We start from the raw sequence: 17033 nt of genomic DNA on the forward strand, positions 1-17033 counted from the left end.
TCGGTTAACGACGACGTATGCTGTTAACCATCTCAGCAATTACTTTGCGACGCCAAGCCACCATCAGCAATACTAATAACCAGAAGGCATTGATGGCACCGCCACCGGATTTATTGTTCACGGTAACCACTTCCACTGGTTCAGCGGCTACTGTCACTGTCACTCGCCCTTCATCAGTCAGTTCACCGTCACTTATTGTATAGGTGATAGTCACAGTGCCACTGAAGTTCGATGCCGGTGTAAAGGTCAGAGTATTGTTGCTATTAACGACAACACTACCTGAGCTGGCATTGGCACTTACAACAGACAACTCATCGCCATCAATATCCATGTCATTATCCAGTACGGCAATAGTTACCGATGTTTCAAACTCAGTGGAAACGGTATCATCCAGTGCCTGAGGTGCCTGATTACCATCCACTACCACTGATACCGTTGCCGTTGATGTGGCACCGAAGCTGTCTGAAACCACATAAGTAATGGTGGCTAAGCCATCGAATCCACTCATTGGCGTATACAACAGGGTATTACCTGCCGTAATACTCACCGTACCAAAGTCTACGTCAGCTGAACGGATTATCAGTTCATCACCATCGATATCGATGTCATTAGCTAATACATCGATTTCGATCGCAACGTCATCTGTAGTGCTGGCGCTATCACTTCTGGCACCCGGAGCACGGTTACCATTAATCGTTATGGTCACCTGGGCACTGCCCGTACCGCCATTGCCATCACTCACGGCATAAGTCAGTACTTCCGTTCCAACAAAGCCGTTATCAGGTGTGTACATAATGGTATCGGTTGCCGTGATATCTGCAGTACCAAAGCTACCATCGACACTTTCAACACTCAGAGAATCACCATCGTCATCACTGTCATTAGCCAGTACATCAATTTCGATAGTCGTATTCCACTGCATGCTGGCACTGTCGTCCTGAATATCCGGTAGACTATTGCCGGCCAGAACCACTGCTACACCACCTGGGTCAGAAACTGCGCCATTCACCAGGCCATCATCATCATTGATACCACCATCCAGAATTTGCAACTGCACACACCAGTGGCCTTCCGTCAGACCTGCAATCCAGCGGGAGCTGCCCGGAGGCGGACATACGCCTTTAGTTCCGCGTGCAGAGAATATCTGGTTATTGTCATTGATAACAAAATCACCCCAGCGTTCATTTCTGACACTGTACTTACGATAAACCGCATTGGCTGGTACCGGACGGGTTTGCGGCAGCACTACCGAAGCGGTTTGTCCTTCTTCAGGTAAATTGTAGAGAATAAAATCGAAGATGCCGCCAATGTTGCTAGCCTCAGTATCTTCTGGTAACCCTTCCGCTTGCAAGATAACGCGTTCGCCACGGCTATTGTAGGCTGCGCGACCAGCGCCATCGATACCGATGATAACTTCCAAACCATCTGAGCTGTTTAGGGCTGATATAGAACCCTGACGCAAGCAGACACCGGGCTCACTTTCCACAAGGAACTCGTCTTGCGTAACAGCTTGTTCAGGTACCACGTTGCAGTCGTCGATTGCATCCAGATAATCCGGGATACCATCTCCGTCTGCATCGGCATAACCTTCCTGATCATCCGGGATAAGGTCACCATCTGAATCCAATGTGTCTGACAATACCTCGAGTGTTTCAACCACTTCAATGAATACGTCTGCGGTATTAGACAACACGGGTTCACCATTGTCGCTGGCGAATAAGGTTACCTGATAGATACCAGTTGCCACATCAGATGGACGGAAAATAAAGTTATTGTTCGAATTACTTAAATCCGTTAATCCGTTACTGCTCCATTGAACATTTAGTGTGTCCTGTGGGTTGGCATCGGTAACGGTACCGGTAATGCGCACATTACCTTCATCCTGAGCCACAGTAAGACGATCATCGCCTCCCTGAGTAACCGTCAAACGAATTTCTGGTGCGATATTCTCCTCTGATATGGTAATTACCGAGACGTTGTTGGCACCGAGATTTTGTCCGCTGTTCAGAGCAAAGGTAACTGTTTCACCACTTTCCACCTCGTCATCAGCGAAGACATTGAAGGTAATGCTCTGCTCTCTGCCACTGGTAAAGGTCACACTACCGCTCTGGGCATCGTGATCACTACCGGATGTAGCGGTACCGCTCACTGTGTAGCCCACAGTTAACGGATACACGGGCGCATCACCGTTGAGTATTACTCTCACATTAACCGTGCTGTCTTCTTTCACAATTTTATCCTTACTCAGTGAAATCAGCGGATTAACGTGCAGTATTTGCGAATCGGTGGTTGTGGAACCAAAGCTGTCTTCGGTAGTCCAGAACACTTTCTTAGCGCCCGGCTTGAAGTTGCTCGAACCACGTACCAAAGATACTGGCAACGGATTTCCATCAGCGTCTGTAGCGTTCGCTACGCCAAGGTCCACCTCTGTAAATAGACCTTCTGCATCAACCGTGAGATCAGCCGGGACAGTCAGGACTGGCTGTCCGATACCTGCCACGCCATTAATGGTGAGATTCACTCGCGCTTGCGCGCTGCGACGGGCACTGTCTCTGACCGAGTAAACCAGATCAACATCACCGATAAAGCTAACGCCCGGATTAAACTGCACCTGATTGTTAACGATGGTAGCTACACCGATATCAGGATCTACGCCTTGTAAGGTCAGCACATCACCCGCTGTAGCAATATCTGCATCGGTATCATTGGCCAGTACATCCAGAACATAAATACCCTCTGCGTTTTGATCGAAATTGAATGTATCGACGACTGCCACAGGGCGATCGTTTACATTATTCACTGTAATGCTGACCGTTGCATTTTCAGAGTTGGCGTCACCATCACTGGCTTGATACACGAAGCTGTCACTGCCATTAAAGTCTGCATCCGGGGTATAAGTCCATCCAGATGCCGTCTCTGTCAGGCTGCCGTTGGCAGGTTGAGTAAGCACCGTTAATGTTAGGCTGTCGCCATCACCATCTACCACATCCGGCGTGATAGCAATACTGGTGTCTTCATCAACTGTAACGCTGCTATCAGTGGCCACAGGTATGGCGTTAGCTTCTGTCACCGTGATAGTGAATCCAGTCAAGCTTGCGCTATCTGTTCCATCAGTTACCGTCACTACTATGGTACCTGTAACACCCACATCGTCTGCGTTTGGTGTACCGCTCAGTGCTCCTGTCGTAGTATCAACAGACAACCACCCCGGTAAGCCGGAGGCACTATAGCTCAAGCTATCACCATCTGCATCAGTGGCAGACGGCGTAAAGCTGTAGCTCACTCCCTGAGTGATGGCTGTTCTCGGCGAACCGGAAATCACTGGTGCACTGTTTCGGGCCACAACCTCAATGCTAAATGCACCTAAAGCACTGCTGCTATTACCATCGCTGACACTGATGACAATATCATTGTAAATACCCACATTGGCTGCTAAAGGTGTACCACGAAGCGTACCTGTACGGTTATTAAAGGAGGCCCAACCGGGTTTGTTAATGATGCTAAAGGTTAAGGTATCGCCTTCGGCATCAGAAGCTGCAGGAGTAAACAAGTACTCATCATTCTGGAATATAGAACTAGTTGGAGTACCGCTGATCACAGGCGCATCGTTTAGCTCATTCACAGTGATACTGAAGGCCGTAAGACTTGCGCTCAACTCGCCATCACTGACAGATATTACAATACCCGTGAAGGTGCCGACATCCGCAATGCCCGGTACACCAGTCAATGAGCCTGTGGCACTGTCAAAGCTAGTCCAGCCTGGCTGATTATCAATACTAAATGTCAAGAGATCGCCATTAATGTCTGACGCGGAAGGTGTGAAGGAGTAACTTGCGCCTTCCGTAACTGCCGTGCCCGGAATGCCGCTAATAGTTGGCGCTACATTGCCGCACACATCACAGACTTCGAGATCGAAAGCTTGCAGCGAGACGCTATCAAAACCATCGCTGACACTGATCACTATCCCTGCATAAGTACCAATATCGCTATCTTGTGGGGCACCACTTAACGTACCCGTTTCACTGTCAAATGCCGTCCAGCCGGGTTGGTTTTCAATACTAAAGGTAAGTGAATCCCCATCCGGATCACTGGCTTGTGGTGTAAAGCTGTAACTTTGTCCCACTTCAACGGCACTTACCGAATTACCGCTAATTACAGGGACTTCATTCCCCAACACATCAATGTTGAATGCTTCAAGCACCGCCTCGTCAGTACCGTCTGAAACAGTAATGGTGACATTACCGTAAGTTCCCAAATCAGTACTCCCGGGCACACCTGTCAGTGCGCCTGTGTTGCCATCAAAACTACTCCAACGCGGTTGATTCTCGATGGTAAAGGTCAGCGTATCGTTCTCAATATCGGAGGTCGATGGAATAAACTCGTAGCTTTCTCCCACACGCACTGAAGTAACAGGCGTACCTTCGATTTCTGGGGCATCATTGACCGCAAGAATATCGATGATTACCGTAGCTTGCTCTGAGGTATCAACTCCATCACTCACAGTAAAGTTAAAGCTATCCTGAATATCACTCACATTAGCATCAGGAGTATAAGTCACGCTGCTGCCATCTTGCTCAATGGTGCCCGAAGCAGGCATCTGAGTGATAGTGAAAGTGAGCGTATCCTCATCGACGTCGGTGGCCACTAACGCAAAGGTTACGGCCGTATCCTCATTGGTTTCAATATTACTATCGAAAGCCACCGGCGCAGTATTCACATTGGGATCGATTACTTCAATGTTAAATGCCACCAAGCTGCTACTAAGGTCACCGTCAGATACCGTAATAACGATGCCGTTGTAAGTGCCAAGGTCCTCTTCAGTAGGTGTACCACTGACAACTCCTGTCTCAGCATTGAGCGACAACCATGTAGGCAGGTTTTCTTCGCTAAAGGTCAATGTGTCTCCTTCAACGTCGCTAGCTGACGGCTCAAACAGATAAGCAGAACCAAGCGCCACTTGAGTAGCGGGCTCACCAGTGATTAACGGCGCATCATTGACAGCACTAATAGCAATAGTCACGGTTGCCGCTTCTTCAGCATCCAACAAGCCATCATTAGCACTGTAGGTAAAGCTATCTGAACCATTGAAATCGGCCGAAGGTGTATAAGTGGCAATATTACCTGCGATCACAACTTCACCATTGGCCGGAGCCGTAATCACTGAGTAAGTAAGCTCATCACCATTAGCATCTTCACCGGCAAGGGTAACCTCTACAGCAACATCCTCATCAGTACTATCTGCCACATCGGATACTGTTGGAGCAACATTAGCATTGGGGTCGACGACGGTAATGCTAAAGGCCGTTAAACTTGCCGAGGCATCGCCGTCAGATACAGTAATCACTATAGCACCAGAGGTTCCCACATCATTGCCCGTCGGAGTGCCAGTTAACGCACCTGTAGCACTATCGAAACTAGCCCATGATGGCGTTGTATCAATACTGAAAGTCAGAGGATCACTGTCAACATCGCTGGCGGTGGGCACAAAGCTGTATATATCACCCAGCGATATTAAGGTGGTAGGTGTGCCTGAAATAATCGGCGCATCGTTCACGGCTTCAATATTCACGGTAACCGCAATCGTGTCTTCAAGGATTCCATCAGACACTGAGACGCTGAAACTATCTGTGCCATTAACATCAGCCTCTGGTGAGTAATTGACAACACCACTGGAACTGACACTTACGGCACCCAAGGTCGCTTCACTAATAGACCAAGTCAGAGAATCATCATTTACATCAGTGGCACTCAAGCTCAGCGCAAACGCAGTAGGTGAGCCGTCTTCACTCATATTTACTGTGATACTTTCACCTTGCTCAATCACCGGAGCTTCGTTGGAATCCACAACGGTTAATGTAAATCCGGCCAGGCTTGAGGTTACGGTTCCATCGCTAACACTCACAACGATATCGGTATAAGTTCCAATATCTTCGCGACCAGGCGTACCGCTTATCTCGCCATTACTCGGACTTAATTGCAAGAATGAAGGTAGGTTTGTACTACTAAAGCTAAGCGAATCATTATCATCATCACTGGCACCAGGTACAAAACTATAATTGTCTCCTACCGCCACTTCGGTAGCAGGTGTTCCGCTGATAATCGGCGCATCATTAGTGTTGACAACTGTGATTGTGAAGCTTTGCGTATCAACTGCGTTACTGGTATCGGTAGCTGTTAACACGACAGGGTGACTACCCACATCGCTATTTAATGGTGTACCTGACAATATTCCGGTGGAACTGTCAAAAGACAACCAGCTCGGTAATGTTGTAGCGGCCAAGGATACAGTGTCTCCATTGTCTACCTCGGTAACAGCTAAAGTATAACTATAAATACTATCTTCGTTCACTGAGGTGATAGCGGTAGAGTTGATAACTGGCGCATCATTAGTGTTGGCAACCGTGATTGTGAAGCTTTGCGTATCAACTGCGTTACTGGTATCCGTAGCTGTTAACACGACAGGGTGACTACCCACATCGCTATTTAATGGTGTACCTGACAATGTTCCGGTGGAACTGTCAAAAGACAACCAGCTCGGTAATGTTGTAGCGGCCAAGGATACAATGTCTCCATTGTCTACCTCAGTAACAGCTAAAGTATAACTATAAATACTATCTTCGTTCACTGAGGTGATAGCGGTAGAGTTGATAACTGGCGCATCATTAGTGTTGGCAACCGTGATTGTGAAGCTTTGCGTATCAACTGCGTTACTGGTATCCGTAGCTGTTAACACAACAGCGTGAAAACCCACATTGCTATTTACTGGCGTACCTGACAATGTTCCAGTGGAACTGTCAAAAGATAACCAGTCCGGCAAAGTGGGCGCTGCCAAGGTTAAAGTATCCCCATCATCCACGTCGGTGGCAGTTAGAGTATAACTGTAAGCACTATCTTCATTCACCGAGGTAATAGCCGTGGAATTGATCACAGGCGCATCGTTGGTGTTTGCAACAATGATTGTGAAACTCTGAATATCTGTTGCATTACTATTGTCTGTTGCTGTAAGTGTGACAGAGTGGCTTCCAACCTCATTGTTAGTAGGAGTTCCAGTTAACACGCCTGTGCCACTGCTAAAGGACAACCAGTCCGGTAAGGTTGTGGCCGCCAAGGTTACGGAGTCTCCATCGTCAACGTCGGTAACAGTTAACGTATAACTATAGGCACTGTCTTCGCTCGCTGCAGTTACAGCGGTAGAGCTGATCACTGGAGCATCATTCGTATTAGCGACTGTGATAGTGAAGCTTTGAGTGGCAGATAAGTTGCCAGTATCAGTCACTGTCAGCACAACACTGTGGCTTCCGACGTCATCATTCTCTGGTGTACCGGAGAGGACACCGGAGGAGGAGTCCAAAGATAACCACGACGGTAATGTCGGTGCAGCATACGTCAGACTATCGCCAGCATCCACATCAATCGCTGTTATGGTGTAGCTATACGCAGAGTCTTCGGTAGCCGAAGTCACTTCCGTTGAGGTGATCACAGGTGTCTCATTGACACTAGTAACTGTGATGTTGAACGTCTGCCCCGTCAGTTCTGAGACTTCGTCTTCACCACCATCAGCAAGTGAGAATTCAAAACTGTCTGAGGTAGTTTCACCACCATCATGGGTATACTGCACATCTCCGTTGGACAAGTCTGCCTGAGTGAAGGTGCTGTTTGCTGACAGTGTTTCGGCTGAATCAGCTGTATCATCACCATCGGCATCGAGGAACAAGGTACCGTTGGTTACCGTAGTCGTAACAGTGAAGGTCAGTTCAGTTCCGGTATCATCGGGGTCAGAATCAGCCAGTACGCTGGTAGTAATAACACCAGTGCCTCCTTCATCAACGGTAAGCCCATTATTAGTACCTATCGCAGGCGCATCATTCACAGCTGTGATGGAAACACTCGCCGTATCGGTGTTGCTAGAGAACGCGGTATCGCCCCCCGTACTGCTGACATCTGCCGTAGAACCATTACTGCCTGTGTCCTCATCCCAAGCGCGGAACGTAAAGGTGGCAGTGCCATTAGCATGCTCATCTGGAACAAAACGGATTTTGTTATTGGTAGACGAAGACGATAATAAACGGGCCTCTGTCGTGCTGGTTAGATCAACGGATGAACCTGTTGTACTACTGAAATCGTTCCAGTTAGTGCCGCCATCCGTAGTGTACTGCCACACACCATTGCTATTATCAACACTAGTCACAACAATAGATTCAGTGGTTTGTGCCGCTTCAATGTTGTCAATACTGCTATCAACGACAATCGATGCCACGCTGTCTCCGGAATTATCTCCATCGGCGACATCCTCTAACAAAGTTGTCAAGATTGGCGATTGGCTATCATCTAACGTAGGTGCGTCGTTAACTGTGGCAATAGTTACCGTTGTTGTATCGCTTGAGCCACTACTGGATAGCTGACTGTCGCTGAAAGTCCAATTCAGCTGCACGCTTGTAGTTGGATCTTCAGAAGTATTCTCGTAGGTAATATTCTGCAGTACTTCATTCACCAGAGCCGTTGTCGGCGTAGTAAGATCACCACTAAAGGTAACGGTTAAGGTGCCGCTACTGGATGAAAAGCTAGCAAACTTATCGCCAATACTGTCGGTAATATCACTACCTGATACCGCCATTTGGCTTCCAGACACCACGGCGAATGTATCGTTGCTATCAGCACCGCCGTTACGAGCGAGGGTTAAAGTAGAATTGGTATAGTTACCGCTACTGCTATTTTCGGCATCATTTTCACTGTCGGTAATTGTTACATCATTATCAAGGGTGACTGCAGAGCCATCTTCGGTAAAGTCCGCTGTACCACCGAGACTTGAAAATACCGGGGCGGTGTTATCGTCGTCCTGAATAGTAATAGTTACTTGCTGTGCTGTGTCCTCGGTGGCACCACCACCACTGACACTGTCAATATCAATGATAACCGTTTCATCACCTTCACTGTCAGTATCTTGAGTAGCGGTTACCGGGTTACCCACAGAAACAGTGGTCTGACCGGCCGTGATTGTCATCGAATTAGATGCAAAGACATTGTAGTCATCGTTACTGGTTGCGGTGCCTGAATAGGCGAGGTCAATCACTACATTTTCGAAAGTGGCCGTAGATAAAGTGGCTGTAGCGGTCGCTGAACTACTGCCATCCTCTGGGATTTCGGTATTGTCCACACTCAACGCCACTGTAGGCGCAGATTGCGCATCGGTGATAGTGATCGTCTTAGTCTGGCCGCTGGCCGCTGAAACTGACGAAGTAACAATACAATTAATGTCCACTGTGACGGTTTCATCGGACAATGCATCGAAGATACTGTCAGCTACTGAAGTTACCGTCAGTGAGTCCGACAGGCTCTCTGCAGAAATAGTGAGCGAGGTTGTTGAGCGCGTGTAATCGCTCGTCAACGTAGCTGTGCCACCGAAGGATATATCAATACCAACGTCCTCTGGCCACATATTGTTTAGTGAACCAGTTAACGAGGCGGTTATTGTAGCCACACCGTTCGCAGTACTACCGTCTTCGGTAATGGTGGTCTTATCAACAGCTAGCACCACCTCCGGCAAGTTGGCATAAATCGCATCGCTAGCCTGACTGATCGCAGTAGTGAAGGCACTGTTACTGTTTCCACTGGAATCTGTCAATACCACGCTAACTGAAACATTAGAGCCCGCGGCTACATCAGTACCACCATCACTAATGGTAAAGGAAGCTGTGTATTGGGTGTCACTGACTCGACTCAAACTGCCGAGAGAATATCCCGCAACAGTGCCGCTAATACCGCCACTACCAGTAGTGTAGTCATCACTGTCACTAGAAACCGTCATGGTAACAGTCACCGTGTCGCCTACTTTATGCGTTGAATTGGGGATACTAACTGCCGTGATGGTGGGGGCGGTGGTATCCTGAATGGTGATATTAAAAGTCTGTCCGGTCAGTGAGCCCGAATTCTGATCGGCAACACTGAAGGTAAAGCTGTCGCTGGTATTCACCGCGCCAGCATGGACATAGGTCAGATTATCGTTATCAATATCATCTTGAGTAAAGGTATCGTTAACAGACAAGCTAGTGTTGGATAATTGCAGCGCACCAACTGTCGGTACCGCAGTTACTGTGTAGGTTACATTCGCTGCACTATCCTCGACATCACTGGTGGAAAGCACAGAGCTGCCAATCGTAATACTACTGCCTCTTTCCACCGTTACGCCGTCATTGGTATCCACGCTCGGGTCATCATTCACTGAATTCACCGTAATCGATGCCGTGTCGCTTTGAGAAGAAAATGCCGTCGTACCGCCATTGGTGGTGGTATCTGCGGTTGAGCCAGCCGTGCCACTCGTTCTGTCCCAAGCCCGGTAGGTCATGGTTGCACTGCCATTGTAATTGGCATTCGGTACGAAACGCACTTTATGGTCACTGCCGCCACCGCCGATATTTGCCGTTGCTCCTTGAGCGGTTCGGCCTGCCACGGTGACGCCTTCCAGCAACCTGGAAGCGGTGGTCAGACTCACAGACTGCCCGGTCGTGTCCGAAAAGTTATTCCAAGAAGTACCGCTGTCGGTGCTGTATTGCCAGACGCCATTGCTGTTATCTACCGCAGTAACGGCTATCGCTTCAAATATTGAACCATCGGGATCAGTCATTGAAGAATCTACCACTACCGCCGCCACATTTGTGCCGCTGTTATCACCATCCACCACATCTTCATTGATTGCGGTTAGCGCAGGTGACTGTGTCGCGTCAAGCACAGGCGCATCATTTTCTGCCGTTACCGATATCGTAACTTGGTTCGTGCCAGTACTTGAGGCTGCCCCATCACTAAAGGTCCAATCTAGAGTCACGCTGGAATCTGGTGCATCCGAGCCATTGCTATAGGTTATAGCCCGCATGATAGAGGCAACAATTGCTGTGGTAGGTATATTGCTGCTATCTGAGAAGGTAAGTACCAGAGTACCACTAGAATTAGTTGTTACCGTACCATACCCCAAACTGTTATAAGTAAGTGCACCGGTTTCGGTAAGCGTTGCCAAATTGCCGCTTGCAGAAAATTCGTCATCAGAGTTTGCACCACCATTGCGAGCGATTGTCAGAGTGGCTCCACTATAATTACCTGCGGAGCTATTGAGTGCATCCAATTCAGTATCAGAAATGCTGACATCACCGTCCAAGGTAACCGCTGAACCATCCTCGGTATATGCCGGTGTATTGTCCAGACCAGAAAACACTGGCGCCGCATTATCATCACCGAGTATGGTTAATGTCGCAGTATCACTGATATTAACTGTGCCTACCGCACCACTGAGATTAGACATGCTAATGGAGACGGTTTCATTCCCTTCGGAGGTGGAATCGCTGGTAGGCGTAACGTCAAACGTCTCAGTTTCACCTGCAGTACCGGCGAATGTTAATGTCTGACTGGTCACCGGGGTATAATCACTGTCGGATGTAGTGGCAGTGCCATCTGCAGTAGACACATCCACGCTAAAGCCACCCACAACGGCAACATCTAGGGTTGCCGTTACCGTAATAGCGCCATCATCCTCATTACCCGATACATCCGCTATGGTCACCGTGGCAGTGTCATCATCAGTGTTATCAACGCTTACCGTCTGATCGCTCAGCGAATCAAAGTTATTGTCTGAGGAGGCATCGTCAACAGCCATTGTGATGTTAAAAGTTTGAGTACCATCTACGCTACTATCATCCACCCCAGTCACTGTCACCGTTTGCGGTGTATTCCAGTTGGCATTGGTGAAGGTTAAACTACTTGTGCTTACTGTTGCTTCCCCTGTATCCCCAGATGTTACGGTGATAACCACGTTAGAATCGGGCTCCGCATCCAGAACAACAGTAAAATCATCCGTGCCTCCCGCTTCGGTGGTGTCTGTACTACTTGAAGATTCGGTTACCGTAAAGCCAGCAACATCATCATCGGTATTATCAACGCTAACGGTTTTATCACTAAGCGCATCAAAGTTATCATCTGAAGAGGCGATATCAATCGATGTAGTGACATTGAAGGTTTGGGTACCGTCGATAACATCATCATCCACCCCGGTCACAGTGACTGTTTGCGGCGTATTCCAATTAGCATTGGTGAAGGTTAAACTGCTGGCGCTTACTGTTGCTTCACCGGTATCGCCCGATGTAACGTTAATTACCACATCTGAATTGGGCTCCGCATCTAGTGCAACAGTGAAAGAATCGGTACCACCTGCTTCGGTAGTATCTGTGCTGCTGGAAGATTCGGTAATCGTGTAACCTGCGACATCATCATCAGAATTATCAACGCTCACTGTCTGATCACTCAGCGCATCAAAATTATCATCTGACGAAGCGGCATCAATTGCCATTGTGATGTTAAATGATTGAGTACCGTCGATGATATCATCATCCACCCCGGTCACCGTCACCGTTTGCGGCGTATTCCAGTTGGCTGTGGTGAAAGTTAAACTGCTAGTACTCACTGTCGCCTCGCCAGTGTCACCAGATGTTACGTTAATGACTACATTAGAATCTGGCTCTGCATCCAACACCACTGTGAAAGAGTCTGTGCCTCCTGCTTCCGTAGTGGCCGTAGAGCTTGAAGATTCTACAATAGAAAAACCAGCAGTGTCATTGTCAGTATTATCAACACTGACGGTCTGATTACTTAGCGCATCAAAGTTATCATCTGAAGAAGCGGCATCGATGGCCAGGGTGACGTTAAACGTTTGTGTACCATCAATGATGTTATCATCCACTCCCGTCACCGTAACGGTTTGCGGCGTATCCCAATTGGCTGTCGTAAAGGTTAAGCTGCTGGTGCTCACCGTCGCTTCGCCCGTATCTGCTGAAGTGACATCAATCACCACATTGGAATTAGGCTCAGCATCCAGTGCCACCGTAAAGCTATCTGTGCCGCCCGCTTCGGTCGTTGCGGTGGAGCTCGATGATTCGGTTACCGTAAATCCGGCGACTTCATTATCGGAATTGTCGACACTCACCGTCTGGTTACTGACCGCATCAAAGTTATCATCGGTAGACGCAGCATCGATGGCCAGGGTGACGTTAAACGTTTGTGTACCATCAATGATGTTATCATCCACTCCCGTTACCGTGACGGTTTGCGGCGTATCCCAGTTGGCTGTCGTAAAGGTTAAGCTGCTGGTGCTCACCGTCGCTTCGCCCGTATCTGCTGAAGTGACATCAATCACCACATTGGAATTAGGCTCAGCATCCAGCACCACCGTAAAGCTATCCGTACCGCCCGCTTCGGTCGTTGCGGTGGAGCTCGATGATTCGGTTACCGTAAATCCGGCGACTTCATTATCGGAATTGTCGACACTCACCGTCTGGTTACTGACCGCATCAAAGTTATCATCGGTAGACGCAGCATCGATGGCCAGGGTGACGTTAAACGTTTGTGTACCATCAATGATGTTATCATCCACTCCCGTTACCGTGACGGTTTGCGGCGTATCCCAGTTGGCTGTCGTAAAGGTTAAGCTGCTGGTGCTCACCGTCGCTTCGCCCGTATCTGCTGAAGTGACATCAATCACCACATTGGAATTAGGCTCAGCATCCAGCACCACCGTAAAGCTATCCGTACCGCCTGCTTCGGTCGTTGCGGTAGAGCTCGATGATTCGGTTACCGTAAATCCAGCGACATCATTATCGCTATTATCGACACTCACCGTCTGATTGCTAAGCGGATCATAGGTATTATCTGAAGAAGCATCATTCACGGCCAAGGTGACATTAAAGCTTTGCGTGCCATCAATGATGCTGTCATCCACCCCAGTTACAGTCACCGTTTGTGGCGTATTCCAGTTCGCATTGGTGAACGTAAGACTAGCGGGACTCACTGTCGCTTCGCCTGTATCAGCAGACGACACGTCGAATACCACGTTAGAAGTGGGTTCAGAATCCAATTGTACGGTAAAAGAATCAGTGGTTCCCGACTCCGAGGTATTTGTTGCACCTGAAGATTCAACTATGGAAAATCCGGCCGCATCGTTATCGGTAATACTTATTGAGACTTCTTGAGTACCGTCTTCTGTGGCACTGTCACCACCACTCACTCCGGTAATTTCTATGGTTACAGATTCGCCATCATCATCAATACTGTCGTTTATTGCGGTCAGAGTTGACGTTCCCGTCGTATTACCTGCGGTAATCGTAATACTGGTGGTTGACAGAGAAAAATCGCTGCCCAAGGTTGCAGAGCTGCCAGATTTTACAGCAATGGTGATGGTGGCATCTGCAGATGCAGAGGCACTTAACGTAGCAGTAATCGTGGAAGTACTTGTCGCAGCCTCAGTTACTGTAGCTTCTGAACGAGACAGCGTAACCGTAGGGGGTGGCACCTGAGTTTGAAAATTGAAAGTCGTATCGTCGCTGATCCCCGCAAAGCTATTGCCCGATGTATCGTCAATTGCTGTACTGGCGATCTGAACAGCGTAGGCAGTCGACTCCGTCAGCGCTGCAGTGGGATTAATGTAGAGTTTATCGCCAGAGATACCCAGCGCACCTGCACCCGGTGTGGTGGTGGCCGTTGCCCCGGTAATGTCAAAGGTCTCTACCGTTGCCCCACCCACCAGTTTTAAGGTGATGTTGCCTGTACCGCCTGCGATATTTTCGCTAAAATCCACCACAATGTCATTGGCCGTTGCCACTCCTGTCGCATCGTCATTGGGTGTAGAACCAGCACTGTTAAACGTGGGGGCGGTTTCATCTGCGGTGGTAAAGTTAAAGGTGGTATCGTCGCCGATCCCCGCAAAGCTATTACCGGATGTATCGTCAATTGCTGTACCGGCTATCTGAATAGCGTAGGCGGTAGATTCCGTCAGCGCTGCGGTGGGGTTAATGTAGAGTTTGTCGCCAGAGATACCCAATGCACCTGCACCAGGTGTAGTGGTGGTCGTTGCCCCGGTAATATCAAAGGTCTCTACCGTTGCCCCACCCACCAGTTTTAAGGTGATGTTGCCTGTACCGCCTGCGATATTTTCACTAAAATCCACTACGATGTCATTAGCAGTTGCCACTCCAGTGGTATCGTCATTGGGTGTAGAACCGGCACTGTTAAAAGTGGGGGCAGTTTCATCTGCGGTGGTAAAATTAAAGGTAGTGTCGTCACTGATACCTACGAAGCTATTACCGGCATTGTCGTCGATCGCAGTGCTATCAATTTGAATAGCATAGGAGGTGCTTTCAGCTAAATTTGAGGTGGGATTCAAATACACTTTGTCGCCAGTTATTCCCACAGCACCAGCTCCGGGTGTGGTGGTCGCCGTAGCAGTAGCAATATCAAAGGTTTCTACCGTTGCCCCGCCCACCAGTTTTAAGGTGAAATTACCAGTACCAGCCACGATATCCTCATCAAAATCCACCACAATATCGTTTGCGGTCGCTACACCAGTGGCATTGTCGTTAGGTGTGGAATTGGAGCTGTCAAAACTGGGATTGGTGCTATCGGGGGAAGCGGCGTTCGCTATAGTGAAACTGGTAAATGCAAAACCAGAAGAGTTGCCCTGGTCAATGGTAAATTGTATTTGGAATGAGGAAAACGCAATACCGCTAAATGGACTGAAGTCAAAGTCGGTCGCAGTCAGCACATCAGTATCGCTCCGGCTGGCGTCCCGCGCGCCGTTATCAATGGTATTACCCGAGTCTACGGTGCCCCCCGTCAGCACGCGTGCCCACCACCTTCACTGAATAAAAGTCAAAGCCCGCCAAGTATTCGCGGAAACTAATGCCCGTCAGTTGAAACGAACCAGTATTGGTGCCATCGGCTGCTACGGTTATGGTGCAGGCTTCGGTTGCAGTTCCAGAACTATCTGACACATAAGCTTCTCCACTTGCTACTTGCCAGTTAGTAAACGCAGTACTGGCACATTCTCCGGTGACAACAAAGTCTGTACTGGTCAGATCGTTTCCATTATCAGTAAACCCGGAAAACGTTTTAATCCCGTCGGATGCGACCAACACTTCGGAAAAATCCAGAAGTGCTTTTTCACTAAAAGGCACCGAAGACTCAATCTCACCACGCACAATTTCCAGATCCCAGTCGCCATTTAGCTTTGGAGTTCCGGTTAAATCATCTGATGCGGCAATATCCAGATGGGTTTCGGCACTGAGAATATCCAAAAACTCAGCACCCTTTTCACCTGTGGCTAAGTCACAACCATAAAACTGAATATCTGCCCCCTTTATCGTGGCATCATTTAGCGCGTTTACCAGTTGTTCGTTATCCTGTATTACTGAAGCATCGACTCTGCTATTTCCCAGTTGCAAAGCCCCACTTTCACCGTGCGAGACAATGTGCACTGATTCCAGGTTTTGATACTGTACTAATATCTCTGTCAGTTGCTCAATACCAGATCGACCCGCTTGTAACTCTACCCATTTAACGCCAGGCTTGAGTCCTTCTTTAAGGACCTGCCTGTCTTGCACGCCGGCATCAAAAACAACCAGCTCAGTTACGCTTTGCTGCTGATATAGAGTCGGCTCATGGTCTGCTCTTTTAAGGTCAGGCCCAAAATGAGTGCCCGAGCTTATGGTTAAATCACGGTCGTTTAACTCAGTTCGATAAGCCTGCATATCCTTGCTGCTCAGCACAGCAGCATGTCGGGGCTTAGTTTTACTAACAGCAAGGGTTGCAGGCGCATGTTCTGGGGCTCTGTGAAGGATACTGCCCTGTTTATCAAGTGTAGATTGTCGCAAGTATGATGGCGCAGACGTAAGGTAAGCGTTATTGGGTCCACTTCCATGGGTAAAAGGGGCCAGCAGACCAATTATTCCTGCAACTGCACTTTGCTTCATGATTGATATCCTTGTTTATCTCACCAATTGAGTTATTGGGCAAATTGCACCCCATATACAGTGCAATGCTATTTTGAGCTTCAATAAATGTAGTAATCCACACTTGTACAAACATACGTTTAAAATCGCGATTACAGCTCATTACACCAACGTTATGACGTCAGGCTTTTACTATAGTGCGATACTTCCAGGCTGTACAAATTCACTGCAAAAAAATGTAGAAAAAGCATGCAATTTTGAAATCGAGCGGCT

General features: G+C 48.4%; 2 protein-coding genes. Both read right to left on the minus strand.

Going from position 1 to position 17033, the window contains the following annotated elements; genetic code table 11:
- Positions 1-4 precede the first annotated feature (4 nt).
- The gene (locus AABA75_RS17265) at positions 5-15652 is read right to left on the minus strand and encodes a putative Ig domain-containing protein (protein ID WP_338293990.1); all 15648 of its coding nucleotides are present in this window, start codon (positions 15650-15652) and stop codon (positions 5-7) included.
- Positions 15621-16781: a DUF4347 domain-containing protein gene (locus tag AABA75_RS17270; protein ID WP_338293991.1), complete on the minus strand. Its 1161-nt coding sequence runs from the start codon at positions 16779-16781 to the stop codon at positions 15621-15623. The genes AABA75_RS17265 and AABA75_RS17270 overlap by 32 nt, the downstream gene beginning before the upstream one ends.
- Positions 16782-17033: the final 252 nt, after the last annotated feature.

Origin of the sequence: Planctobacterium marinum (assembly GCF_036322805.1) — a bacterium.
In the GTDB taxonomy this organism is placed as follows: domain Bacteria; phylum Pseudomonadota; class Gammaproteobacteria; order Enterobacterales; family Alteromonadaceae; genus Planctobacterium; species Planctobacterium marinum_A.